The sequence below is a fragment of the Streptomyces sp. P3 genome, from assembly GCF_003032475.1.
In the GTDB taxonomy this organism is placed as follows: Bacteria; Actinomycetota; Actinomycetes; order Streptomycetales; family Streptomycetaceae; genus Streptomyces.
The window spans coordinates 3,035,864-3,061,917 of record NZ_CP028369.1 but is presented as its reverse complement, the minus strand read 5'-3'; the positions used below and the strand labels follow the sequence as shown (position 1 = coordinate 3,061,917).

Genomic DNA, 26,054 nt, shown 5'->3' with positions numbered 1-26,054 from the left:
CCACAGAAACCGTAACCACGTCACTCCATCGGCCGTTTCCGGGCAAGGCCCTGTCTACCGCCCGCGCCGACCCATGGATGTCCCTTGCCCAGGTTCAGTGTCATCGTTCCCGCGTACAAGGTTCAGGCGTACCTGCACGAGTGCCTCGAGTCGGTGCTGTCCCAGTCCTGCGCCGACCTCGAACTGATCGCCGTCGACGACTGCTCGCCGGACGCCTGCGGAGAGATCATCGACGAGTTCGCGGCCCGGGACGCGCGGGTGCACGCCGTGCACCTGCCGGAGAACGTGGGTCTGGGGCGGGCCCGCAACGCCGGCCTGGAGCGGGCGACCGGCGACTACCTGGTGTTCCTCGACTCCGACGACACGCTCACCCCGGGCGCGCTGCAGGCGATCGCCGACCGGCTGCGGGAGACGGGCGACCCGGACGTCCTGGTCTACGACTACGCGAGCACGTACTGGACGGGTGAGTCGGTCCGCAACAAGTTCGCCGAACAGCTCGGCGAGGAGGGCACGGCCCCGTTCCGGCTGGCGGACCGTCCCGGGCTGCTGCGGGTGCTGATGGTGGCCTGGAACAAGGCCTACCGGCGGGAGTTCGTCGAGGGCGTGGACCTGGTCTTCCCGCCCGGCTTCTACGAGGACACCCCGTGGACGTATCCGGCGCTGCTGTCGGCGCAGTCGATCGCGACGCTGGACCGGGTGTGCGTGCACTACCGCCAGCGCCGCCGGGGCAACATCCTGTCCACCACGAGCCGGGGCCACTTCGACGTCTTCGAACAGTACGACCGGGTCTTCGCGTTCCTCGAAAGGCACCCCGAACTCGCGCACTGGCGGCCGGTGTTGTTCCGTCGCATGGTCGACCACCTCTCGACGGTGTTCACCAAGCGCGAACGCCTGCCGCGCGGCTCGCGCGCCGAGTTCCTGCGCAAGGCCCGCGCCCACTATCGTCGTTACCGCATCGCGGGTGTCTCGGTACCGCTGCGCTCGCGGCTGCGGCACACCCTGGTCCACTTCGGCGTACACCGCGTGTACCGGGCACTCCAGGCGTCCATGACCGTGCGCCGGCGCGCCCACAAGGCCGTGTCGAAACTCGCCCGCGCCCTGAAGGCGGCCGTCCTGCAAGCCCACTACCGGGTGCAGCTGCGGTTGCCGCTGCGCGCCGACCGGGCCCTGTTCGCCGCCTACTGGGGCCGCGGGCACAGCTGCAACCCGGGTGCGCTGGAGGCCGCGTTCCGCACCTTCGCGCCGCAGGTGCGCACGGCGTGGGTGGCCCGCCCCGAACACCGGGAGGCCGTCCCGCCGGGACCGCGCCAGGTGCGCCCCGGCACCGCCGCCTACTGGACGGCGCTGGCCCGCTCCAAGTACCTCGTCAACAACGTCAACTTCGACCGCCGGCTGGTCAAGCGCCCCGGCCAGGTCTTCGTGCAGACCCAGCACGGCACCCCCCTCAAGCACATGGGCCTGGACCTGCAGGAGCGCCCGGCGGCCGCCCGTGACACGGACTTCGCGGAGCTGCTGCGGGGCGTCGACAAGTGGGACTACGTCCTGTCGGCGAACCGCCACACCACCCTCACCTGGGAGCGGGTCTACCCGGGCCGCTACGAGACCCTCGAGTACGGCTATCCCCGCAACGACGTCCTCCTGCGGGCGACCGGGGCGGACGTGGCCCGGCTGCGGGAGTCCCTGGGCATCCCCCGCGGCACGGTCGCCGTGCTGTACGCGCCCACCCACCGCGACTACCGCCGCGTCCAGCGCTGCCACCTCGACCTGGAACGCGTCATGCGCCGGATGGGCCCGCGCTTCGTCATCCTGGCCCGCGCCCACTACTGGCAGGAGAGCCCCCTCGAGCGCGGGACGCCCGGCGTCATCGACGTCAGCGACCACCCGAGCGTGGAGTCCCTCTGCCTGGCCTCGGACGCCCTGCTCACCGACTACTCGTCCCTCATGTTCGACTACGCCAACCTGGACCGCCCCATCGTCATCCACGCCGACGACTGGGAGGCGTACGAGGCGGCCCGCGGCACCTACTTCGACCTGCGGTCCTTCCCGCCTGGCGCGGTCGCGCGCAGCGAGGACGAGCTGATCGACATCTTCACGACCGGCCACTGGCGCAGCTCCCGCTCGGCGCAACTGCGGGCCGTGTTCCGCGAGCGGTTCTGCCCGCACGACGACGGTCGCGCCGCCGAGCGCGTCGTACGGCGGGTGGTGCTCGGCGAGACGGCCGTGCCGCCGGTCGTGCCGCTCGCCGAGCGCCGTCCGGTGCCGTCCGCGGCGCGCACGGAGACGCCGGCCGCGCCGGGACGTCCGCCGCTGGCCACCGTGCCGCGCCCGTCCGGTCCGCCGGCCGTCACCGAACGCCGCTGAACGCCTTTCGCCCACCGGGAGTTCCCCATGCCCACCGGCTCGTCGCGGCCCACTCCGACCCGGCCCTCCACCTGGCGCCCGACCGGGCGCCCCGGCCGGATCCGTACGGCCTGAGCATCAGGCACCTCACCGAGCAGACGGAGAAAGAGCAGCATGCCCCGCTTCAGCATCATCGTCCCGTCCTACGGGGACGGGGGTCCCCCCGGCCGAGTGGATACGCGGCTGGGGGAGGGCCGGCTGTCCCTGGCGCTGGACTCCGTGCTCGCCCAGTCCTACGGCGATCTCGAGCTGATCCCGGTCGCCGACGCTCCCGACGCCGTGGCCGCGGGCATCGCCGCCGGGTACGCGGCGCGCGACTCCCGGGTGGTCCCCGTGCAGGCGCCGCCCGCGTCGGGCCTGGCCGGCGTCCGCAACGCCGGGATGCGGGCGGCGAGCGGCGCGTACGTGCTGTTCCTCGACGGCGACGACACCCTCGCCCCGGGCGCCCTGGCCGCGCTGGACGCGCGCCTCACCGAGACCGGCGACGTGGACGTCCTGTACACCGAGCACGAGCGCGTCCACTGGTGGGAGGGCGGGCCGGACGCTCCGGCGGCCGCGCTGCCCGCGAGGACACCGGCCGGCGCCTTCGCGCCCGACGAAGCACCCCGGCTGACCGGGCTGCAGCTCCCGGTGTGGGGCACGCTCTACCGGCGCTCCTTCCTCGCCGAGCACCAACTCGCCTTCCCCGAGGGGCACTTCACGGACGTCGGCTTCGGCGGCCTGGTCACCGTGCACGCGGGCCGCGTCGCCGTGACGCGTTCGGTCGTCGTACGGCATCTGCTGCGGCGTCAGGGCGACCCGCTGAACCGGCCGGGCGGGCACCACCTGGACCTGCTGGACCAGGCCGGGCTGGTGCTGACCCGGGCGGCCGGGCAGGGGCTGTCCGAGGACCGGTCGGGGGCGCTGTTCGACCAGCTCTTCGCGGCCGTCCTGAAGACCGCCGCGCATCCGGCCCGGCTGCCGGCGCGCAGCCGCCGGGTCTTCTTCCGCCGCGCGCGCAGGCTGTACCGGCGTCACCGCCCGGCCGGTCACCGCAGGCCGGGCGGCAGCCTCGGGGTGCAGCACCGGCTGCTGGCGGCCGGGGCGTACACGGCGTTCCGGGCGCTGCGCGGCGCCAACCGCAGAGCGTCGTCGGCCGCCCTGCGCGTACCGCGCGCGCGGGGGCTGCGCACCCGCCTGTACTACCGGTGTCAGCTGCGCCGCCGCATCGATCCCCATCTGGCCGTGTACTGCGCCTACTGGGGCCGCGGTTACGCCTGCAACCCGGCCGCGATCCACGCCAAGGCCGCCGAACTCGCGCCGCACATCCGCTCGGTGTTCCTCGTCGAGGCCGACCAGGCGCACACCCTGCCGGAGGGCGTCGAGCACGCCGTCATCGGCAGCCGCCGCTACTGGCAGGTGCTGGCCCGCGCCAAGTACCTGATCAACAACGCGAACTTCGAGGGGGCCGTCGTCAAGCGACCCGGCAGCGTCCACCTGTCGACGCAGCACGGCACGCCGCTGAAGAAGATGGGCGTCGAGCAGGCCGACCATCCGGTGGTCGCCGCCGCCACCGGCAGCTTCGAGCGCCTCCTCGGCCGGGTCGACCGCTGGGACTTCAACCTCAGCTCGAACCGGCTCTCCACCGAGGTGTGGGAACGGTCCTTCCCGTCCTCGTACGAGATGCTCGAGTACGGCTATCCGCGCAACGACGTCTACTACACCGCGTCGGCGGACGACGTGCGCCGCGTGCGCGAACGGCTCGGCGTCCCGCAGGGCCGCATCGCGGTCCTGTACGCGCCCACCCACCGCGACCACGACGCCGGTTCCGACTCCCGGCTGGACCTCGGGGCGCTCTGCGACGCCCTGGGCGACGACTTCGTGATCCTGCTGCGCGCGCACTACTTCCACGACGACGACCGGGCCCGCCCGCGCGACGAGCGGATCATCGACGTCACGGCGCACCGCTCGTCCGAGGACGTCTGCCTCGCGGCGGACGTCCTCGTCACCGACTACTCCTCGATCGTCTTCGACTACGCCAACCTCGACCGGCCCGTCGTCGTGTACGCCGACGACTGGGACGTGTACCGCGAGACGCGCGGCGTCACCTTCGACTTCCCGGGCTCCCCGCCCGGACCGGTCGCCCGCACCCCCGAGGAGCTGGCCGAGGTGTTCCGCTCCGGCCGCTGGACAGCGGCGGAGGCGGCCGAGCTGCGCGCCCGGTTCCGCGCGCGCTTCTGCGAGTTCGACGACGGACGCGCCGCCGAGCGTGTGGTGCGCCGGGTGCTGCTCGGGGAGCCGGCCGAGCGCATCGAGCCCGCCGTTCCGCTCCCCCGCCGCACGCCCGCGCCCGCGCCCGCCACCGCGACGACCTCTTCGAGGAGCTGACCTTCGTGCCCCGCTTCAGTGTCATCGTCCCCGTCTTCAAGGTGCAGGGATTCCTGCGCGAATGCCTCGACTCCGTGCTGGAGCAGTCGTTCGACGACCTCGAGGTGATCGCCGTCGACGACTGTTCGCCCGACGGCTGCGGCGCGATCCTCGACGAGTACGCGGCGCGCGACCCGCGGGTCAAGGCCGTCCACCTGCCGCAGAACGTGGGCCTGGGCCGTGCCCGCAACGCCGGCCTGCCGCACGCCACCGGCGACTACGTCCTGTTCCTCGACAGCGACGACCGCTACACGCCCGGACTGCTGCGGGCGCTCGCCGACCGTCTCGAGGCGACCCGCGACCCCGACATCCTGGTCTTCGACCACGTGCGCACCCACTGGTGGGGCCGCGCGGGCCGCAGCGACGCCGCCGGACTCCTCGAACAGGCCGGCGCCGACACCTTCGACGTCCGCCGCTCCCCCGAGTACCTGCGGCTGTTCCTGGTCGCCTGGAACAAGGCCTACCGCCGGGACTTCTTCCTCGGGCACGGTTTCCGGTACCGGCCGGGGCTGTACGAGGACGCGCCCGTCACCTACCAGACCATGGTCACCGCGGAGCGGATCGCCTGTCTGGACCGGGTGGGCGTCGAGTACCGGCAGCGGCGGCAGGGCGCGATCACCCGCACCCCCGGGCGCAGGCACTTCGACATCTTCGAACAGTACGAGGGCCTGTTCGCGTTCCTCGCCGAGCGGCCCGGCCTCGACTGGGCGCGACCGCTGCTCTTCGAGCGGGCCCTGGACCACATGCTGTTCGCCGTGGCCCGCCCCGAACGTGTACTGCGCGGCGACCGCAAGGAGTTCTACCGGCACATCCGGGCCTTCTACCGGCGGCACGTGCCCCCCGGTTTCACGCCGCCGCCGGACAGTCGCCGCGCCGAGATCCGGCTGCTCGCGCTCGCCCCTCACCACCGCGTCCACCTCGGTCTCTGTCTGTGGCGACGCGGCGGCAAGGCGACCACCCGCACGGCGAGCCGGCTGCGCGGCCTCGTCGCCCGGCACGTCAAGCGGTCCTGGTACCGCATCCAGCTGCGGCGGCCGCTCGACCCGCGGCTCGCCGTGTACTCCGCCGGACACAGCCGTGCCGTGAACGGCGACCCGTGGGCGATCCACGCCAAGGCAGCGGAACTGGCCCCGCGGGTGCGGGGCGTGTGGGTGGTGCATCCCGACGCGCTGGACCAGGTGCCGCCGGGCGTCGAGTGCGTGACGACGGGGTCCTGGCGCTACTACCGGGTGATGGCGCGCGCCGCACACTGGTTCAACGACTGCAACTGGGCCGGCGACCTGGTCAAACGGCCGGGTTCGGTGCATGTGCAGACGCACCGCGGCACGCCGCTCAAGCACATGGCGCTGGACCTCGACCGGCCGGGCGCCCGGCACGGCACGAACGTGCGCGGCATGCTCCGGCGCAGCGACCGGTGGGACGTCAGCCTGGTCGCGAACCGGCACTCCGAGGGGGTCTGGCAGCGCGCCTACCCCTGCCACTTCGCATCGCTGCGCAGCGGGAGCCCGCGCAACGACGTCCTGGTGAGCGGCGGGGCCGAGCGCGCCGCGGAGCTGCGCGGACGGCTCGACATCGACGCCCACGAGACGGTCGTCCTCTACGCGCCGACGCTGCGCGACTACCGCCGGGGACGGCACGTCTGGCGGGTCGGCCTGGAGGCGCTGGCCGCGTCCCTCGGCCCCGGGCACCGGCTGCTGGTGCGCCTGCACCCGAGCCTGGCCCCGCATCACGAACGGGCGCTGGTCCTGCGCGACCTGCACCGGCGCGGCGCGCTGACGGACGTCACGGACGAGCCGCACGTCGAGGACGTCCTGCTGGCCGCCGACGCCCTGGTCACCGACTACTCGGCACTGATGTTCGACTACGCGCTGCTGGACCGGCCCATCGTGATCCACGCCGACGACTGGGCGGCCTTCCGGGCGACCCGGGGCGCCTACTTCGACATCACCGCCGAGCCGCCGGGACACGTGACGCGGTCCGACGAGGAGCTGGCGACGGCGTTCACCTCCGGCGCCTGGCGGGACGAGGAGTCGGCCCGGCTGCGCGCCGCGTTCCGGGAGCGGTTCTGCGAGTACGACGACGGGCGGGCCGCGGAGCGTGTCGTCCGGCGGTTCCTGCTCGGTGAGCCGCCGGAGGCGACGACGGCCGACGGCGACGACGACGGCAGGAAGGGCGACGACGGCCGGAAGGACGGTGACGGCCACGTCCGGCAGGACGACGGCGTCGTCCGGATCCCGAAGGCCGTCGACCGCTCGGCGCGCCGGCCACAGCTGCGCTGACCCGGCCCGCGGGCATTGCGGAGAACGCAAGGGCGCGAAGGGACTGTCACGCCCCCGGGCGGCGGTCCGGCACGGGCGCGCCGCGCCACCGCCGCGGGCCGGGACGTCCCCCGTGCGGCCTAGCCGCCGAGAACAACGCGCCGTGAGCGGGAAGGCGCGTGGCATGCGCCCCACTGTCCGCACCCCCTGGCCCCTGACGCCCTACCGGTTCGCCGGCGTCCTGCTCTGGACGGCGATGTCCCTCGCGTACTGGCACGACCCCCTGAGCCGCACGGCGGCGGCGGGCCCGTTCAACCTGCTGGTGCTGCTCACCGGCATCGGCCGCTTCGCGCGCGTGCTGACGGGCCGTCCCTGGGCGGCGGCGCTGGGCCTGGTCGCCATGGCCCTGGTGTGGCGCGGACATCTCGGCTGGACGGCGGCGGCCGGCGACCTCGGTCACCCCTCGACGCTCGCCGTGGGGCTCGCCTTCTGGGTCTGGGCGTCGACGGCCGCGCGCGCGGGGGCGGTGCGCTGCCGGGTCCGCTATCTCGGACCGAACGGCCTCAGGAGTTACTGGGGGTACGCGTGGCTGGGCGCGCTGTACGGGCTGATCCTGCTCGTGGACCCGGTCGCGTGCGCCGCGGCGGCCGTCGGCGCGGCGGCGATCGTCGCGGGCTGGGAACGCGAGCGGCGGGCCGCCGTGTGGAGCCGGTGGGCGCTCACCGCGGCGGTTCCGCTGGCGGTCGCCTGCTGCGGTCCGTACGTCGGGGCCGCGCCCGGGGGGCGCTGGTAGCGCGGCCGCCCGCGCCGCACACGGGCGGCCCCCGGAAGGAGCGGGACCGCTTCCTCCGGGGGCCGCTCGTTTCGGGGGCCATTCGACGCCAGGGCCTCGGCGGCCCCTGGGGACTACTCGATGACGAGCTCGACCGGGATGTTGCCGCGGGTGGCGTTGGAGTAGGGGCAGACCTGGTGGGCCTGCTCGACGAGCTTGCGGCCGGTCGCCTCGTCCACCGTGTCCGGCAGTTCGACGCGCAGGGTCACCTTGAGCGCGAAGCCCTCGCCCTGCTGACCTATGCCCACCTCGGCGGTCACGGCGGCGTCGCTGACGTTCACCTTCGCCTGGCGGCCGACGAGACCGAGGGCGCTGCCGAAGCATGCGGCGTAACCGGCGGCGAACAGCTGCTCCGGGTTGGTGCCCTGTCCGTTGCCGCCCAGCTCCGCGGGCATGGCCAGCGCCAGGTCGATCTTGCCGTCGGAGGAGACCGCGCGACCCTCGCGGCCGTGGGTGGCGGTGGCGACAGCGGTGTAGAGCGCGTCCATGGATTCCATCCCTCTCAAGTCGATCCGGCGGCCCGGTCCGGCCGCCTCACAGAGAGAAGTAGAGCACACAATTCAATTGGGCACAATCAAATAGCGGGTAAGAGTTATCCTGAAGACATGACCGCCCCACTGCCACCCGTCGGCCATGAGAACGCCACGGAGAACTGGCTCCGCCTGGACAGCCAGATCTGCTTCTCCCTGCACGCCGCGTCGCGCGCCTTCAACGGCGTCTACCGCGTGATCCTCAAGGACCTCGGGCTCACCTACCCGCAGTACCTGGTGATGCTGGTCCTCTGGGAGCGGGGCACCCTGCCCGTCAAGCGGCTGGGCGAGCACCTCCGCCTGGACTCCGGCACGCTCTCACCGCTGCTCAAGCGCCTGGAGACGGCCGGTCTGGTGCACCGCGAGCGCAGCGCCCGCGACGAGCGCTCGGTGGAAGTGCGGCTGACCGAGGAAGGCACGGCGCTGCGCGACCGGGCCGTGGAGGTCCCGCGCAGGATCGTCACCGCCACCGGCCTCGACCTCGCCGCGATCGGCGAACTGCGCGACCGCCTGGACCACCTCACCACCGCCCTGGACACGGCGACGTCGCAGGACACGACACCGCAGGACACGACGCCGGAAGACCGCTAGGGCCGTAAGCCGGGGACGGGACCGCGGGACGCGGGACGCGGGACGCGGGACGCGGGACGCGGGACGCGGGGGACCGAACACCGAGGGCCACTGGACGCCGAGGGCCATGGGGCGCCGTCAGCAGGTCGTCGGCCGCCGGAGGGTCACCCGGGCCGCCAACCGCAGTACGCGGGAGACCGCCGGGCGGCCGGGCGCCGTCAACCGTCAGGCGCCGGGGGACCGTCCGGTCCGGGAGGGCCGCCCGAGGGCGGGAAGCCGCCGGCGTCCGCCGCCGGGCGGCGGACGTAGAGGCGCAGGGTCACGCCGGACCGTTCACGCTCCCACCGCGGAGTGAACCGCTCCTCCACGGCGACCAGTTTCAGGCGCTCGGTCGGGTCGACCGGAAACCAGCGCGAGCGCAGCGCGTACCGCTGGGCGAAAACCCACAGCCGGTCCACACGAGCGAGCCTGCGCTGCAGTTCACGCGGGCCGACCTCGCGGCCGTACAGCGTGCCGGACCGGGCTCCGGGCGCCTTCAGCGCCAGGTCCCGCACCCCTCGGAACCCGTCCGGATACGTCAGCGCCGCCCGTCGGCCGAGCGCCGGCAGGAACAGCACCGGGTCGCCGGGACGGACCTCGCCGGCCGCCAGGGCGGAGACGGCCGCGAGGTTGTCGGGGCGGTGCGCGAGGGTCCGGTAGTACCGGTGCAGCGGAAGCAGCTGAACGAAGACGAGCGCCACGGCCAGGACGCCGGCCGCGGTGACGGTCCGTGAGCGCGAGGAGCGTCCGGTGAGGACGGCCAGCCGGCGGACCACCAGGTCGGCTCCGGCCGCGATCAGCAGCGGCGCCCCGGCCAGGGCGTACAGCACGTACCGCTCGTGGTAGAGCGGCATCACCTGGGAGAACAGCATCAGGACCGCGGGCGGCGCCAGCATCACCGGTGCCGTGACAGCCGTCGACCGCCCGGCCAGCAGCCCCACCGCCATCAGGGTCACGCAGCCCCAGAACACCGCACCCTCCGGGCCCGCGGTGAAGCCGCGCAGCAGCCTTTCGGCGCTCTCCCAGTCCGGCACCGGCAGCCACCCCACCTGACGCGACTGCCTCCGCGACTGCAGCGCGAGCGGCAGCAGCACGGCGACCGCCGCGCCGGCCGCGCGCGTCCAGCGCCGCCACACCGCCCCCGGCGCCCGCAGCAGCGCCAGCGTGATCGCGTGGGCACACAGCACGAGCACCGCCAACTCGTGCAGCAGACACGTCGCGGCGACGACGCCTCCGTACGCCCACCACATCCGCCCGGACCCGCCGCCGGGCGCCCACCGGACCCGTCCAACCCCGACGCGCGGCGCCCACCGCGTCCGCCCGGTCCCGCCACCAGGCGCCCACCACATCCGCCCGGTCCCGCCGTCCAGCGCCCGCACCAGCAGCAGCGTCGCACCGGCCGCGCCCGCCGCGACCAGTGCGTACGAGCGGCCCTCCTGGGCGTAGTGACCGGCGAGCGGGGTCACCGCGTACAGCAGGCCCGCCCAGAGGCCGACCCGGGGCCGGGCCAGCCGCACCCCGAGCGCGGCGACCAGTCCCGCGGCGGCGGCCGCCGCGCACACGGACGGCAGGCGCAGAACGACCTCACCGGGGCGGACGGCGAGGACGGCGTGCATGACGAGGTAGTACAGGCCGTGCACCGCGTCCACCCCGTGCAGCAGGCGCCAGATCTGCGGCACCGTCCGCCGCGCCACCTGGAAGGTGACGGCCTCGTCGCGCCACATGCCGCCGCGGTCGAGCCCCCACAGACCGACCGCGAGCATGACCGCCACCGGTACGGCGACGGCCAGAACCTCGGTACGGCTCGTCGGCCGCGAGCGTGTACACACCACGGGCCGATTCTGCGCGGCGCGTGCGCCCGTCACGGGGACTGACATCACATGACGATCAGATTAGACCAAAAGCGATATCCATCCCTAGTACCACCCGAAGCGAAGCACACCTTGACGAAGCGTCACCTCTGGCGGTCGCCGCCGCCCGGTCCCCGGCGCGGGACTCCACCGCCGGACCGTCCCCGCCGGACGAACGCTGACGGGCCCGAGGCCGAGGACCGTGCCGCCGCAGGCGTCACAGCGCCTTGATCGCCTCGGCGGTCACCCGGGCCAGCGCCCCCAGATACCCCTTGGGCAGCTTCGGGCTGCGGATCACCACCGAACGCCAGTAGAGCGGGCCCGAGATCAGGTCGAGCGCCAGCTCCTCGCCCAGCCCGGCACGGACCTCGCCGCGCCGCTCCGCCGCCGCGACGATCTTCAGGGCGACGCCCTCCTGCCCCTCCTTCAGCGCCTTCTGCAGGGCCTCGGCGATGTCCGGGTTGCGGGCCGCCTCGGCCTGCAGGTCGGGGATGATCTGCGAGGCCACCGGGTGGCGCAGCGCCCGGGAGGTGACCTCGTACAGCATGCGCAGGTCGCCCTCGAGGCTGCCCGTCTCCGGGGCCGGCAGGCCCTGCACGGCGACCAACGACACGATGTCGAGGACCAGGTGCAGCTTGGAACGCCAGCGCCGGTAGACCGCGGTCTTGCCCACGCCGGCCCGGCGGGCGATGCCCTCGATGGACATCCGGGCGTACCCGACGGACGCCAACTCCTCGAACACGGCCGCCCGGATGGCTTCCGTCACATCCTCGCGGAGCACGGCCGCGCCCGCGGGGGCCCGGCGGCGCGGGCGCGCCCCCGGTCCGTCGGCGTTCGTCGCGTTCGTCGTCATGCGACCCAGCATAGGGCGTTACGACGAAACGGTTGCGTTCCGACGTCGAATCGGCCTACTCTCACGTTGCGACGATACGGTCCCGTTCCGACGTAAGAAAACGTGAAGAAAAGCGTAAGGAAACGCTCGGACGACTGCGGGAGCGCCGCCGCCCGAGCCCCCCTCCCCGAGTGAAAGCAGCGGATGTGAGTCAGGTCCTCCACACACCGCCCCGCACGGAGGCCGCGCCCCACGGCGACCTCGCGGCCCTGGCGGCCCGACACGGCCTCACGGTCAGTGGCGCCCGGCCCACGCTGCCGGAGTACATCCGCCAGTTGTGGGCGCGCCGCCACTTCATCACCGCGTTCGCCACCGCCAAGCTCACCACCACCTACAGCCAGGCGAAGCTGGGCCAGGTCTGGCAGGTGATGACCCCGCTGCTGAACGCGGCGGTCTACTACTTCATCTTCGGTGTGCTGCTGAACACCAAGCGGGGGGTGGCGGACTTCATCCCGTTCCTGGTCACGGGCGTGTTCGTCTGGACGTTCACCCAGACCTCGATCATGACCGGCACCCGCGCCATCTCCGGCAACATCGGCCTGGTACGCGCCCTGCACTTCCCGCGGGCCGCACTGCCGATCTCGTTCTGCCTGCAGCAACTGCAGCAACTGCTGTTCTCGATGGCCGCCCTGGTGTTCATCCTGCTCGGCGTCGGCGTCCCGCCGGCCTTCTCCTGGTTCCTCGTGATCCCGGCCCTGGCCCTCCAGTTCGTCTTCAACGCCGGCGTCTCCATGATCCTGGCCCGGCTGGGCGCCAAGACGCCGGACATCGCGCAGCTCATGCCGTTCGTCCTGCGCACCTGGATGTACATGTCCGGCGTGATGTGGAGCCTCGACAACCTGGTCAAGGCCCACCACGGCATGCCGGCGTGGGCAGCCGACGTCCTCCGGGCCAACCCCGCGGCCGTCTACATCGACCTGATGCGCTTCGCGCTGATCGACACCTTCCACGCGAGCCAGCTGCCGCCGCACGTGTGGCTGGTCGCCACCGGCTGGGCGCTGGTCGCCGGCGTCGGCGGGTTCATCTACTTCTGGAAGGCCGAGGAGACGTACGGACGTGGCTGACATCGCAAACCGCACCGACACCCGCGACCCCGCCGACGAGCGCACCCCCGCGGTGGCCGACGAGCGCACCCCCACGGTCATCGCCGACAGCGTCGACATCGTCTACCGGGTCAACGGCACGGTCGGCGGCAAGGGCAGCGCGACGGCCGCCCTCAACCGCATCGTGCGCCGCAAGCAGGCCGACAGGGCGGCCGGCGTGCGCACCGTGCACGCGGTGAAGAACGTCTCCTTCGTCGCCTACAAGGGCGAGGCGATCGGCCTGATCGGAACCAACGGCTCCGGCAAGTCCACGCTGCTCAAGGCGATCGCCGGCCTGCTCCCGGTGGAACGCGGCAGGATCTACACGGACGGCCAGCCCTCCCTCCTCGGCGTCAACGCGGCCCTGATGAGCGACCTCACCGGCGAGCGCAACGTCTACCTCGGCGGCCTGGCCATGGGCATGACCCGGGAACAGATCAAGGCGCGTTACCAGGAGATCGTCGACTTCTCCGGCATCAACGAGAAGGGCGACTTCATCTCCCTGCCGATGCGCACCTACTCCTCCGGCATGGGCGCCCGGCTGCGGTTCTCCATCGCCGCCGCCAAGGACCACGACGTCCTGCTCATCGACGAGGCGCTGTCCACCGGCGACGCCAAGTTCCGCGGCCGCTCAGCGGAACGCATCCGCCAGATGCGCGAGCACGCGGGCACGGTGTTCCTGGTCAGCCACAGCAACAGCTCGATCCTGGAGACCTGCGAACGGGCCCTGTGGCTGGAACGCGGCGAACTGCGCATGGACGGGCCCGCGGAGGACGTCATCAAGGCGTACGAGGCCTTCACCGGCGACGGCAAGAAGAAGCCCGCGGCGAAGTAGCCGCAGCCGCCTCCACCCCACGCGCGAAGGGCGCCCCCGAATCGATCGGGGGCGCCCTTCCCGCATGCCTACCGCCTGCGGCTCACCGCCTACGAGTGCGTCCGCAGCAGCGTGCGCATCGTCCGCATGGCCACCGACAGGTTGGCCAGGTCGAACGTCTCCGAGCTCTGGATCTCCTCCAGCGTGGTGCGCGCCCGGCCCAGGATCGCCGCGTTCTTCTCCTCCCACGCCGTGAACCGCTGCTCGGGCGTCGAGGTCCCGTTGCCGACGGCCAGGACGTCCGCGGTCAGCGCCGCGTGCGCCGCGTACAGGTCCTCGCGAATGGAGGCTCGGGCCATCGACTGCCAGCGATCGGCGCGCGGCAGCTCGATGATCCGGTCCATCAGCCGGCTGATCCGCAGGCGGTCGGCGAGGTCGTAGTACACCTCGGCGACGTCCAGCGGGTCCTTGCCCATGCGGTCGGCCACCGACACGATGTCCAGCGCCGGGAACGCCGAGGAGAACCCGGCCACCCGCGTCGCCAGCTCGTCCGGGACGCCGGAGGCGGTCAGCTCGTCGTGGATGCGCTGCCACCACTCCAGGTCCGCGCCGCGCAGCAGCTTCGTCAGCTGCGACCACACCTGCTCGACGCGCTCGGCGAAGAAGTCGACCGTCTCCGCGAGCTGCAGCGGCTGCGGCCGGTTGTTCAGCAGCCAGCGCGTGCCGCGCTCGACGAGCCGCCGCGAGTGCAGCCGGATCCGGGTCTGCACCTCCGCCTCGACCCGGTTGTCGAGCTCCTCCACCGCGTCCCACACCGGCGCCGAGCTGAAGATCGCCCGGGCCACGGTCTGGGCCCGCACGATCTCCTCCAGCGAAGCGCCGGTCTCCTCACGCAGCCGGTGCAGATACGTCGTACCGCCCGTGTTGACCGTGTCGTTGACCAGGACGGTCGTGGTGATCTCACGGCGCAGCGGGTGGCTGTCGACGCCCTCGGGGAACCGCTCGCGCAACGCCGTCGGGAAGTAGGCGTGCAGCAGCGTCCGCAGGTAGGGGTCCTCGGGCAGCGAGGTGTGCAGCAGCTCGTCCGACACCGTGATCTTGGTGTACGCCATCAGGACGGCCGTCTCCGGACTGGTCAGGCCCTGGCCTGCGCCGAGACGCTCGCGGATCTGCCGGTCGGTGGGCAGGAACTCCAGGGCCCGGTCCAGATGCCCCTCACGCACCAGGTGGCGCATGAAGCGCTGCTGGGCGTGGAGCATGTCCTTGGACTGGGCGAGGGCGTTGGCGATCGCCGTGTTCTGCGCGTAGTTGTTGCGCAGGACGAGCGCGCCGACCTCGTCGGTCATCTCCGCGAGCAGCTTGTTGCGCTGCTTGACGGTCATGTCGCCCTCGGCGACCAGGCCGTTGAGCAGGATCTTGATGTTCACCTCGTGGTCGGAGGTGTCCACGCCGGCGCTGTTGTCGATGGCGTCCGTGTTGATGCGGCCGCCGTGCAGCGCGAACTCGATCCGGCCGAGCTGGGTCAGCCCCAGGTTGCCGCCCTCGCCGACGACCTTGACGCGCAGGTCGGCGCCGTCCACCCGGATCGGGTCGTTGGCCTTGTCGCCGACGTCGGCGTTCGACTCCGCCGCGGACTTCACGTACGTGCCGATGCCGCCGTTCCACAGCAGGTCCACCGGCGCCCGCAGGATCGCCTTCATCAGGTCGGCCGGGGTCAGCTTGGTGACGCCCGCGTCGATGCCGAGGGCCTCCCGGATGTGGGAGTTGACCGGGATCGCCTTGGCGGTACGGGGGAAGATCCCGCCGCCCGCGGAGAGCAGTTCGGCGTTGTAGTCGGCCCAGCTGGAACGCGGCAGTTCGAACAGCCGGCGCCGCTCGGCGTACGAGGTCGCCGCATCCGGCTTCGGGTCGATGAAGATGTGCCGGTGGTCGAAGGCGGCGACCAGCCGGATGTGCTCGCTGAGCAGCATGCCGTTGCCGAACACGTCACCGGACATGTCTCCGATGCCGACGACCGTGAAGTCCTCGCTCTGCGTGTCCACGCCGAGCTCCCGGAAGTGCCGCTTCACGGACTCCCAGGCGCCGCGGGCGGTGATGCCCATGCCCTTGTGGTCGTAGCCGGCCGAGCCGCCGGAGGCGAAGGCGTCCCCGAGCCAGAAGTCGTACGACTCGGCGACCTGGTTGGCGATGTCGGAGAACGTCGCCGTGCCCTTGTCGGCGGCGACCACCAGATAGGTGTCGTCCTCGTCGTGCCGCACGACGTCGGCCGGCGGCACGACCTCCCCGCCGACCATGTTGTCGGTGATGTCGAGCAGTGCCGAGATGAACGTCCTGTAGCTGGAGATGCCCTCGGCGAGCCACGCGTCACGGTCCACGGCGGGGTCGGGCAGCTGCTTGGCGACGAAGCCGCCCTTGGCGCCGACCGGCACGATGACGGTGTTCTTCACCATCTGCGCCTTCACCAGGCCGAGCACCTCGGTCCGGAAGTCCTCACGCCGGTCGGACCAGCGCAGACCGCCGCGCGCGACCTTCCCGAACCGCAGATGCACACCCTCCACCTGAGGCGAGTACACCCAGATCTCGAACGCGGGCCTCGGCGCCGGCAGGTCCGGGATGGCCTGCGGGTCGAACTTCATCGACACGTAGTCGTGCGGCCCGCCGTCCGCGCGCTCCTGGAAGAAGTTGGTGCGCAGGGTCGCCTTGATGACGGTGAGGAAGGACCGCAGGATGCGGTCCTCGTCCAGCGAGGCCACCTGGTCGAGCGCGGCGTCGAGCTCCTCGAGCAGGGCGTCGACGATCTCGTGCCCGGCGCGCTGCCGGTCGGGCGACATCCGCGCCTCGAACAGCGACACCAGCAGCCTGGTGGTGTGCACGTTGGTGCGGAGCGTGTCCTCCATGTAGTCCTGGCTGAAGGTGGACCCGGCCTGCCGCAGGTACTTGGCGTACGCGCGCAGCACCACCGCCTGCCGCCAGCTCAGCCCCGCGCCCAGCACCAGCGCGTTGAACCCGTCGTTCTCCGCCTTGCCCGTCCAGGTCGCCGAGAACGCCTCCTGGAACCGCTCACGCCCGTCGTCGCCGAGGAAGTCGCCGCCGGGGCCGGCCAGCGCCTTGGGGATGCGCAGGCCGAAGTCGTAGATCCAGGCGTGCGTGCGGTCCGCGCAGCGCAGTTCGTACGGCCGCTCGTCGATCACCTCGACGCCGAGCCGGCTCAGCACCGGCAGCACCGCCGACAGGGAGATCGCGTCACCCTTGCGGTAGATCTTGAAGCGGCGCTCGCCGGGCGCGGCGCCCACCGGCTCGTACAGGCTGAGCGAGAAGTTCCGCTCCTCGGTCAGCCGCTCCAGGTGGACGAGGTCGGCGACCGCGGCGCGCGGCGTGTGGTCGGCCTTGTAGCCCTCGGGGAAGGCGTGACTGTAGCGCCGCAGCAGCTCGGCGGCCTTCTCCTCGCCGAGTTCGGCGTTGAGCGCCTCCTGGAACGCGTCGGCCCAGGAACGTGCCGCCTCGACCAGCCGCGCCTCGATGCGCTCCTTGTCGGCGTCGGACAGCTCCGGCAGCTCGGTGCCCTGCGGGACGCGGACCACGAAGTGCAGCCGGGACAGGATCGACTCGGTGTTCCAGGCGGTGAAGTCGACGCTCGTCCCGCCCAGTTCCTCCTTGAGGATGTCGATGATCCGCAGCCGCACACCCGTGGTGTACCGGTCGCGGGGCAGGTAGACGAGCGCGGAGTAGTAGCGCCCGTACTCGTCCTGCCGCAGGTAGAGCCGCAGCCGCCGCCGCTCCTGGAGGTAGAGGACGCTGGTGACGATGGACCTCAGTTCGTCCACCGGCGTCTGGAAGATCTCGTCGCGCGGGTAGGTCTCCATGATCTGGAGCAGGTCGCGTCCGTCATGGCTGTTGGGCGAGAACCCGGCGCCCTCCAGCACGGCCGCGACCTTGCGCCGCACGACCGGCACCCGCGCCACGGACTCGGTGTAGGCGGCGGAGGAGAACAGTCCGAGGAAGCGTCGCTCGCCGACGACGTTGCCCGCCTCGTCGAACCTCTTCACACCGACGTAGTCGAGGTAGGAGGGCCGGTGCACGGTGGCCCGGCTGTTCGCCTTGGTCAGCACCAGCAGCTTGTGCTCCCGCGCCTTGGCCCGGGCGTCGGCCGGCAGCCGCTCGAAGGACGGGCTGACGGGGTGGGCGTCACCGTCGGCGTGATGCGGGTCGGAGCGCAGGATGCCGAGCCCCGTGCCGGGGACGGCGGCCAGCGAGTCGTCCCCGCGCAGCTGGTACTCCCGGTAGCCGAGGAAGGTGAAGTGGTCGGCGGCCAGCCAGCGCAGCAGCTCGCGGGCCTCGTCGACCTCGGGCCGCGCCAGGTCGCCGGGAACGTGCTCCTCGGGGAGCCCGTCGGCGACGCGCAGCGCCGTCTCCCGCATCTTCTCCCAGTCCTCGACGGCCTCCCGGACGTCGGACAGGACGCGCAGCAGATCGGCGGTGATCTGCTTGAGGTCGGCACGGTCCGTCTCACGGTCGATCTCGACGTGGATCCAGGACTCGACATGCCCGTCGTGCGGAAGCTTCCCGGCGGCCGGCGGAACGCTCAGCACCTCGATGAGCTTGCCGGTCACATCGCGCCGCACCAAGACCTGCGGGTGGATGACGAGGTGGATGCCCCGCCCCTGCCGGGTCAGCTCGTTGGTGACGGAGTCGACCAGGAACGGCATGTCGTCGGTGACCACCTCGACGACGGAGTGGGTGCACGTCCAGCCGTTCTCCTCGACGGTGGGCGTGTGCACCCGCACGTTCGCGGTGCCCTGCGGCCGGTTCTCGGCCAGCCGGTAGTGGGAGAGCGCCGCCCCGAAGACGTCGACCGGGTCGCGGTCGCTCAGGTCCTCCTGGGCGGTGTGCAGGTAGTAGCGCTGGAGGAACGCGAGCAGAGCGGCGTGGTCCGGGGTGCCCGGCGTGCCCTCGCCCGTCGTCCCAGTCGGTAGATTCCCCCCGACCGGGCTGTTCTCAGCGACCCGCGCCGCCCTGTCGAGCAGCTCGGCCTTGGCTTCGTCCAGCTTGGTCTGCATTGTCCTCTGACTCCTGTCGCGCGCCGTTGCGTGACGTAGAAGGAAGTACGGGCTCTCCCCCTGCGGCTCGACGCCACGGGCCGGGGTCTCCGGTCTGCTCCGACGCTATGCCGCAAGGTGAGATGAGTGGGGGGTTATCGGCCATTCTCGACACCGCCGCGGCGTGTGACGCTGCTCTCCGCGCCACGCTTTTCCCGCCGGGTGTGTACGGCGTCCCGGGGCACCTTGCGCCCCTGTCCCGCCCGCGCCGACCAGCGACCGCCGCCCGGTAGCGGAGATGGTCCGCACACACCGGGCGCAGGGCAGGGGCAACAGCGCCCCCGCGAGATATCGCGCTGATCACGCCACCAAGGCTATCGCTCCCCCCGGGCCCTCCGTCATGAGCCGTATGTGTACAAAACAGGGACCAGAACTTTGACGTTCTGCACAGAACCGACAGCCACCGACCCCGACCCCGGCCCGCAGGTGTACGCGACCCCCGCCGGCCACAGGCCCCGGGACACGCCCCCGGCCCGGAGCCCCAGCAACAGATAGCCGCCCCCGCTCCCCGCGAGGGCCGAAACACCGTCCGACGGGTCAGACGGGGGCCGCAGGAGACGCAGTGCCCGCCCGCGTGTGCGGCAGGGGCGCAGCCCCACCAGGGGTGCGGGGGACGCGGTCCCCGCCCGGGGTGCAGGGGCGGGGCCCCGGGACGGGACGGCACGGGTGGGGGCGGCGGGGCGAGACACCCTGGGACCCCGCCCGAGCACCCCGCAAGAACCGCCCCACCGCCGGAGGCCTACGCGGCGATACGCCCCGCCATCTCCACCGCCTCCCCCAGCGTGTCCACCACCGGTGCCCCGACCCCCTCCAGGCTGGCCCGGCTGTGCGACCCGCCGGTGTACAGCACGGCCTTCGCCCCCGCGTGCAGCGCGGCCACCGCGTCGTCGGCCGCGTCCCCGATCACCACCGTGCGCGCCGGCTCGACGCCGGCCAGCGCCGCCAGATGCCGCACCATGTGCTCGGCCTTGCTGCCCCCGGAGGGCCCGATCCGCCCGTCGACCCGGACGAAGTGCGGCTCGATCCCGAATCCCCGGACCAGCGGCACGAGTTCATCGTGCACGTACATGCTGAGCAGTGACTGACTGTGCCCCGCCGACCGCCACCCGGAGAGCAGCTCCGCCGCTCCCTCGGTGAGCCCGCACCGCACCCGGTGCTCGGCGTAGTACCGGTGGAAGACCCCGTCCATCAGCTCCCACTCGGCGTCGGTGGGCAGCCTGCCCATCAGCCGCTCGTAGAACTTCGGCACCGGCACGCAGTACAGCGCCCGGTACTGCTCCAGCGTGATCGGCTCCAGCCCCAACTCGACGAACGCCGCGTTCGTCGCCCCGATGATCGCGTCGTTGTCGTGGAACAGCGTCCCGTTCCAGTCCCAGACGATGTGCGCCGCTCGCTGCTTCCCCATGTCTGCAAAAGTACCCGCCGCCACCGACAGTCGGATGACCGCCGACCCCGGAACGGTCCGGGAGGTCCGGGAGGTCCGGGAGGTCCGGGAGGTCCGGGAGGTCCGGGAGGTCCGGGAGGTCCGGGAGGTCCGGGAGGTCCGGGAGGTCCGGGAGGTCCGGGAGGTCCGGGAGGTCCGGGAGGTCCGGGAGGTCCGGGAGGTCCGGGCGAGGTGGCGGGAGGCGGCCCGCGCTCAGACCCCGGACCCCAGCAGGCTCGCGATCTCCTGCGGGGCGAACCAGAGCAGCTCGTGGTCCTCGGCCCCGTCCACGACGGCCTGCGCGTCGTCGTCCCCGCCGTCCGCCGCGGCGAGCGCCCGCGCGGCGGCGGTCACGTCCGTCTCCGCCTCGGGGGCGTCGACGTGCACCGCGGCCGCCTTGGCCAGCCGCACGACGCCGCTCACCCGCACTTCACCCGGCGCGTCCGGGTCGGGCCCACGCTCGGACCCACGCTCGGGGCCGACCGCGGCCATCCGGTCCGGCACGTCGACGGCGACCACGACTCGTTTCCGCGGCGCGTCCGGGTCCGCGTCCAGGAGCCGCAGCGAGGCGAGCGCCGCCCTGCCGAGCGCCGCGTACTCCAGTTCCTCGGTGTCGTCGGAGACATACCACTCGCGCAGCGCGGGCGTGACGGCGTACGCGACGAGCGGCCCGGCTCCCAGCTCACCCGTCTTGTGCGCCTCGGCGAGGCCGGGGAGGGTCAGGGGGACGTAGACGCGCATGGCTGGCCGCTCTTCTCGTGGTCGCCGGCTCGGGTCGCCGGCTCGGACTCGGTGCCCCGGGAAGCACGGTTCCGCACCTTCCGGAGGGCCTTCAGGATACGTGCGGGCGTCCCCTTTCGGGTCCCTGCCCACACCCCGCCGGACGTCAACCCCGCACCCCTGGTCTCACCCGGTCCCGGCCCGTGACGCCGGGCCCCGGACGTCCTGCCCCACCCCTGATAGGTGAACTCTCCAGCCCCTCACGCCCACCCCCGCGCTTCCTTGCCGCAGCGGGCCATCACCCCGTACAAGATCCACAGCGGAAAGTTACCGCTCGGTAGAAGCAGAGCTCCAAGAGCCCAGCGAACGGGGACCCCCATGGACAAGGTCATGACGAGGACGCAGCACCACCCCGGCACCCGCCCTCCCGGCGCCCGCCCTCCCGGCCGCCGCGACATCCGCCGCCCCGCCGGCGCCCCGCCCCGCACCCCCGACGGCGGCGCCCCGCGCACCGCTCCACCCCGCACCCCGGCCGGCCACCGCCCGCCCGTCCCGGCCATCCCCGGCTCCCCCGCCCGCCCCGCCGACGGGTCCCCGGCAGGAAACAACCGTCCAGGGACCGGCCGACCGACCGAGAACCGTCCGGCCACCGGACAGGCCGCACGCAGTCGTCCACGCCCAGGACACGACCACCCGGCCGCACCCGCCTCCCTCGCCGCACCCGCGGCCCCCGCCGCGCCCACCCGGACCCCCCGTCGGCCTCTCACCCAGCCCCGCCCCACCGACCTCTTCGCGGACCGCCTGCTCGCCGTCCTGACCGGCCGCCGCCCCGTCCACTTCATGCTCCGGCACACCCTCGGCCGCGCCTACGACGACCTCGCCCACCTCGCCGAACGCGGCCCCCTGCGCACCGCCCACGGCGTCCGTGCCGTCGTCCGCGACATCGGCTACTACGTGCCACGCCCCGGCGCCATCGAGGCCTTCGCCCGCATCGGCGCCGGCGACCGCCTGCGCGCGATGGCCTTCCGCCTGGAACTCGGCACGGACCGCCGCTGGCGCTGCACCGCCGTGGAACTCGACGGCCCCCGCAGGCCCCCCACCCGCAACGACTGAACGGCCCCGGACCCCCGCCCTCGGCACTTGCGAGCGGCGGGACGGGCGCTGCCGGGCCGCCCGAAGCCGCCCTAAGCCGCCCTAAGCCGCCCTAAGCCGCCCGCATCGTGCCCGTCACCGCCCCTGAGAGAGGCCGCAAGGCCCTCGGCACACGCGAGGGCCGGGCCACCCACAGGTGACCCGGCCCTCAAACCGCCGCACAGCCGTCCCAGCGACTGTGCGCTCCCCTACTTCTTGCGACGCCGCCCGGCCTTCGCCTGCTTACGGCGCTCCGCGCGCGTGAGACCGTCGGCCGCGGAACGGACCGGCTCGTCGTCGTCGCTCTCGAAGTCACCCTCGATCGTGCCGCCCTCGCCGTCCACCGTGGGCGCCGAGAAGTGCAGCTGACGACGCTGCGGAGCGTCCAGGCCCTTCGCGCGGATCTCCGGACGGGAACCCGCCTGCGCCGGCACCACGTCCTGCTTGTCCTGGTCGGCCTGCGCGTCCTCCACCGGGACCTCCTCGACCTGCTGCTCGACCTGGACCTCCAGGTTGAACAGGTAGCCGACGGACTCCTCCTTGATGCCGTCCATCATCGCGGAGAACATGTCGAAGCCCTCACGCTGGTACTCCACCAGGGGGTCCTTCTGCGCCATCGCGCGCAGACCGATGCCCTCCTGGAGGTAGTCCATCTCGTAGAGGTGCTCACGCCACTTGCGGTCCAGGACGGACAGCACGACCCGGCGCTCCAGCTCACGCATGATCTCCGAGCCGAGCTGCGCCTCACGCGACTCGTACTGCTCGCGGATGTCGTCCTTGATGGACTCGGAGATGAACTCGGCCGTCAGACCGGCCCGGTCGCCGGCCGCCTCCTCCAGCTCCTCCACCGTCACCTTCACCGGGTAGAGCTGCTTGAAGGCGCCCCACAGCCGGTCCAGGTCCCAGTCCTCCGGGAAGCCCTCGGCGGTCTCCGCACCGACGTACGCGTCGATCGTGTCGTCCATGAAGTGGTGGATCTGCTCCTGCAGGTCCTCACCCTCCAGCACGCGACGCCGCTCACCGTAGATGACCTCACGCTGGCGGTTGAGCACCTCGTCGTACTTCAGGACGTTCTTACGCGTCTCGAAGTTCTGCTGCTCCACCTGCGACTGCGCGGACGCGATCGCGCGGGTGACCATCTTGTTCTCGATCGGCACGTCGTCCGGCACATTCGCCATCGACATCACGCGCTCGACCATCTGCGCCTTGAACAGCCGCATCAGGTCGTCGCCCAGCGACAGGTAGAACCGGGACTCGCCCGGGTCGCCCTGACGGCCGGAACGACCGCGCAGCTGGTTGTCGATACGACGCGACTCGTGCCGCTCGGTGCCGAGCACATAGAGGCCGCCCAGCTCCTTGACCTCGTCGAACTCGGCCTTGACCGCCTGCTCGGCCTTCTCCAGCGCGGCGGGCAGCGCGGCCGCCCACTCCTCGATGTGCTCCTCCGGGTCGAGCCCGCGCTGGCGCAGCTCCGCCTCGGCGAGATCGTCGGGGTTGCCGCCGAGCTTGATGTCCGTGCCACGGCCGGCCATGTTCGTGGCCACCGTGACCGCACCGCGACGGCCGGCCTGGGCGACGATCGACGCCTCACGCTCGTGGTGCTTGGCGTTCAGCACCTCGTGCTGGATGCCCCGCTTGGACAGCTGCTGCGACAGGTACTCGGACTTCTCGACCGACGTCGTGCCGACGAGGATCGGCTGACCCTTCTCGTGCTTCTCGGCGATGTCGTCGACGACCGCCTCGAACTTCGCGACCTCGGTGCGGTAGATCAGGTCCGACTGGTCCTTGCGGACCATCGGCCGGTTCGTCGGGATCGGCACCACGCCGAGCTTGTAGATCTGGTGGAACTCGGCGGCCTCGGTCATCGCCGTACCGGTCATGCCGCAGAGGCCGGGCTGTTCCTTGCCGTCGTGGTTGTGGCGCTTGTAGAGACGGAAGAAGTTCTGCAGGGTGATCGTGGCGAGCGTCTGGTTCTCGTCCTTGATGTCCACCCCTTCCTTCGCCTCGATCGCCTGGTGCATGCCCTCGTTGTAACGACGACCGGCCAGGATACGACCGGTGTGCTCGTCGACGATCATGACTTCGCCGTCCATGACGACGTAGTCCTTGTCCTTCTTGAAGAGCTCCTTCGCCTTGATGGCGTTGTTCAGGTAGCCCACCAGAGGCGTGTTCACCGACTCGTAGAGGTTGTCGATGCCCAGCCAGTCCTCGACCTTGCTGACACCGCTCTCGTGGATGGCGACCGTGCGCTTCTTCTCGTCGACCTCGTAGTCGCCGGTCTCCTCGATGCCCTTGAGGGGGTTGCCGGCCTCGCCCTTCTTCAGGCGCGTCACCAGCTTCGCGAAGTCTCCGTACCACTTGGTGGCCTGGTCGGCCGGGCCCGAGATGATCAGCGGCGTGCGCGCCTCGTCGACCAGGATGGAGTCGACCTCGTCGACGATGGCGAAGTTGTGGCCGCGCTGGACCAGCTCGTCCTGCGCCCACGCCATGTTGTCGCGCAGGTAGTCGAAGCCGAACTCGTTGTTCGTGCCGTACGTGATGTCGCACGCGTACATCTCGCGCCGCTGGGCCGGCGTCATGTTGGCCAGGATGCAGCCGACCTCCAGGCCCAGGAACTTGTGGACGCGGCCCATCATCTCCGAGTCGCGCTCGGCCAGGTAGTCGTTGACCGTGATCAGGTGGACGCCCTTGCCGGACAGCGCGTTCAGATACGCGGGCAGCGTGCCGACGAGGGTCTTGCCCTCACCGGTCTTCATCTCCGCCACGTAACCGAGGTGCAGGGCCGCGCCGCCCATGATCTGCACGTCGTAGTGACGCTGACCCAGAACGCGCTTCGCGGCCTCGCGCACGGTGCCGAACGCCTCGGGCAGCAGGTCGTCCAGGCTCTCACCGTCGGCGTACCGCTGCTTGTACTCCTCGGTGAGGGCCCGCAGCTCGGCGTCGGAGAGGTCGACGAAGTCCTCTTCGATGGAGTTGACCTGGTCCGCGATGCGGTGCAGCTTGCGCAGGATCTTGCCTTCGCCTGCACGCATGATCTTCGAGAGGACGGACACGGGGGTTGGTCTCCTTGCCGGTCGGGCCTAGGACGGACGGTTTCCATAAGACTCACTGAGCAACGGCCATCGTATGCGAGGACCCCACCACGCCGGGAGGCCTGCCGTGACGAGGACTGCACACCGCTGCGCGGCACCACCAAAATCTTCTTCAAAGAGGACAACGGCCGGGTACCGCCGATGGTGCCGCGTCCGCCCGACGAAGTGCGCGAATTGTGATCACCCGCTCACGCGGCGCAAACCGATGGCGGCCACCGGCGCCCTCCGAGCAGAATCGGCCGATGGAGCACCCCCCGCCCGTCACCCTCACCAGCGCCCGCCTCGTCCTGCGCCCCCTCGGCCCCCAGGACACCGACGCCGTGCACGCGGCGGCCCAGGACCCCGACATCCAGCGCTGGACGACCATCCCCTCCCCCTACCTCCCCGAACACGCGCGCGGCTTCATCGAACTGATCGCCCCCGAGGGCTGGACGACCGGCGCGATGTTCACCTTCGGCGTCTTCCTCCCCGGTGGGGCCCTCACCGGCGTCCTCAGCCTCACCATGCGTTCCCCGGGCACCGCCGAGCTCGGCTTCTGGGCCGTCAAGGAGCACCGCGGCCGCGGCTACACCACCGAGGCCGTCCTGACCGCCACCCGCTGGGCCTTCACCACCCTCTCCGTCGACCGCGTCGAATGGCGGGCGGAAGTCGGCAACACCCCCTCCCTCGCGGTGGCGGAGCACGCCGGCTTCACCCTGGAGGGCACCCTGCGCTCGGCCATCGTCAACAAGGGCGTACGACGAGACTGCCGGGTCGCCTCCCTGCTCCCCTCCGACCTGGGACTCCCGTCCACCGCGCCGTACAGACCCACCCCGTCGAAAGACTGACGCCCCCGTCACCGACCACCGGACATCCGCCCTCCCCCACTTGACCCACCACGCCGGAAAGCACCACCGCACCACCGCCACGCAACACCGCA

Annotated in this window: 16 protein-coding genes; 9 read left to right on the top strand and 7 right to left on the bottom strand. The window is 72.0% G+C overall.

Features of this window, described 5'->3' with window-relative positions; all coding sequences use genetic code 11:
* Positions 1–84: 84 nt before the first annotated feature.
* From C6376_RS13755 to C6376_RS13740, 4 genes are all read left to right on the top strand, one after another.
* Positions 85–2,361, top strand: a complete 2,277-nt coding sequence (locus tag C6376_RS13755; RefSeq protein WP_107443683.1) for a bifunctional glycosyltransferase family 2 protein/CDP-glycerol:glycerophosphate glycerophosphotransferase — start codon at positions 85–87, stop codon at positions 2,359–2,361.
* A 153-nt stretch (positions 2,362–2,514) separates the two neighbouring features.
* Positions 2,515–4,767, top strand: coding sequence for a CDP-glycerol:glycerophosphate glycerophosphotransferase (locus C6376_RS13750; RefSeq protein ID WP_107443682.1), 2,253 nt, complete (start codon positions 2,515–2,517; stop codon positions 4,765–4,767).
* A gap of 5 nt (positions 4,768–4,772) precedes the next feature.
* Positions 4,773–7,085, top strand: a complete 2,313-nt coding sequence (locus C6376_RS13745) for a bifunctional glycosyltransferase family 2 protein/CDP-glycerol:glycerophosphate glycerophosphotransferase (RefSeq protein ID WP_107443681.1) — start codon at positions 4,773–4,775, stop codon at positions 7,083–7,085.
* 163 nt (positions 7,086–7,248) lie between these two features.
* On the top strand, positions 7,249–7,857 hold the full coding sequence (locus C6376_RS13740) for a hypothetical protein (RefSeq protein WP_107443680.1): 609 nt from the start codon (positions 7,249–7,251) through the stop codon (positions 7,855–7,857).
* A gap of 113 nt (positions 7,858–7,970) precedes the next feature.
* Here the strand turns inward: C6376_RS13740 and C6376_RS13735 are convergent, their stop codons facing one another.
* Positions 7,971–8,384, bottom strand: coding sequence for an organic hydroperoxide resistance protein (locus C6376_RS13735; protein ID WP_069773249.1), 414 nt, complete (start codon positions 8,382–8,384; stop codon positions 7,971–7,973).
* 117 nt (positions 8,385–8,501) lie between these two features.
* On the opposite strand from C6376_RS13735, the gene C6376_RS13730 reads away from it, so the two are divergent.
* Positions 8,502–9,017 carry a MarR family winged helix-turn-helix transcriptional regulator gene (locus C6376_RS13730; protein WP_107443679.1) on the top strand — a complete coding sequence of 172 codons (516 nt, stop codon included), beginning with the start codon at positions 8,502–8,504 and terminating at the stop codon, positions 9,015–9,017.
* A gap of 197 nt (positions 9,018–9,214) precedes the next feature.
* On the opposite strand, the gene C6376_RS13725 is transcribed toward C6376_RS13730, so the two are convergent.
* Positions 9,215–10,867: a glycosyltransferase family 39 protein gene (locus tag C6376_RS13725; protein WP_319594409.1), complete on the bottom strand. Its 1,653-nt coding sequence runs from the start codon at positions 10,865–10,867 to the stop codon at positions 9,215–9,217.
* A gap of 235 nt (positions 10,868–11,102) precedes the next feature.
* On the bottom strand, positions 11,103–11,750 hold the full coding sequence (locus C6376_RS13720; RefSeq protein WP_173985638.1) for a TetR/AcrR family transcriptional regulator: 648 nt from the start codon (positions 11,748–11,750) through the stop codon (positions 11,103–11,105).
* A 173-nt stretch (positions 11,751–11,923) separates the two neighbouring features.
* Between C6376_RS13720 and C6376_RS13715 the strand changes: the two genes are divergently transcribed.
* Together C6376_RS13715 and C6376_RS13710 are read left to right on the top strand one after the other, a co-directional pair.
* Complete coding sequence (locus C6376_RS13715; RefSeq protein WP_107443677.1) at positions 11,924–12,841, top strand: ABC transporter permease; 918 nt, start codon at positions 11,924–11,926, stop codon at positions 12,839–12,841.
* Positions 12,842–12,893: 52 nt separating this feature from the next.
* A complete protein-coding gene (locus tag C6376_RS13710; protein ID WP_254076371.1) occupies positions 12,894–13,694 on the top strand; it encodes an ABC transporter ATP-binding protein in 801 nt (266 codons plus the stop codon).
* Between the two features lie 89 nt (positions 13,695–13,783).
* Here the strand turns inward: C6376_RS13710 and C6376_RS13705 are convergent, their stop codons facing one another.
* The 3 genes from C6376_RS13705 to C6376_RS13690 form a co-directional block, all read right to left on the bottom strand.
* Positions 13,784–18,730: an NAD-glutamate dehydrogenase gene (locus tag C6376_RS13705; protein ID WP_107443676.1), complete on the bottom strand. Its 4,947-nt coding sequence runs from the start codon at positions 18,728–18,730 to the stop codon at positions 13,784–13,786.
* 778 nt (positions 18,731–19,508) lie between these two features.
* Entirely contained in the window at positions 19,509–20,174 is a 666-nt protein-coding gene (locus tag C6376_RS13700; RefSeq protein ID WP_107443675.1) for an HAD family hydrolase, read from the bottom strand.
* 231 nt (positions 20,175–20,405) lie between these two features.
* Positions 20,406–20,933, bottom strand: coding sequence for a hypothetical protein (locus C6376_RS13690; protein WP_107443674.1), 528 nt, complete (start codon positions 20,931–20,933; stop codon positions 20,406–20,408).
* Positions 20,934–21,290: 357 nt separating this feature from the next.
* Between C6376_RS13690 and C6376_RS13685 the strand changes: the two genes are divergently transcribed.
* Entirely contained in the window at positions 21,291–22,025 is a 735-nt protein-coding gene (locus C6376_RS13685; protein WP_107443673.1) for an Rv3235 family protein, read from the top strand.
* Positions 22,026–22,252: 227 nt separating this feature from the next.
* On the opposite strand, the gene secA is transcribed toward C6376_RS13685, so the two are convergent.
* Positions 22,253–25,096: a preprotein translocase subunit SecA gene (secA, locus tag C6376_RS13680; RefSeq protein ID WP_107443672.1), complete on the bottom strand. Its 2,844-nt coding sequence runs from the start codon at positions 25,094–25,096 to the stop codon at positions 22,253–22,255.
* 281 nt (positions 25,097–25,377) lie between these two features.
* Here secA and C6376_RS13675 point away from each other — a divergent pair, with 281 nt between their 5' ends.
* A complete protein-coding gene (locus C6376_RS13675) occupies positions 25,378–25,962 on the top strand; it encodes a GNAT family N-acetyltransferase (RefSeq protein WP_107443671.1) in 585 nt (194 codons plus the stop codon).
* Positions 25,963–26,054 lie beyond the last annotated feature (92 nt).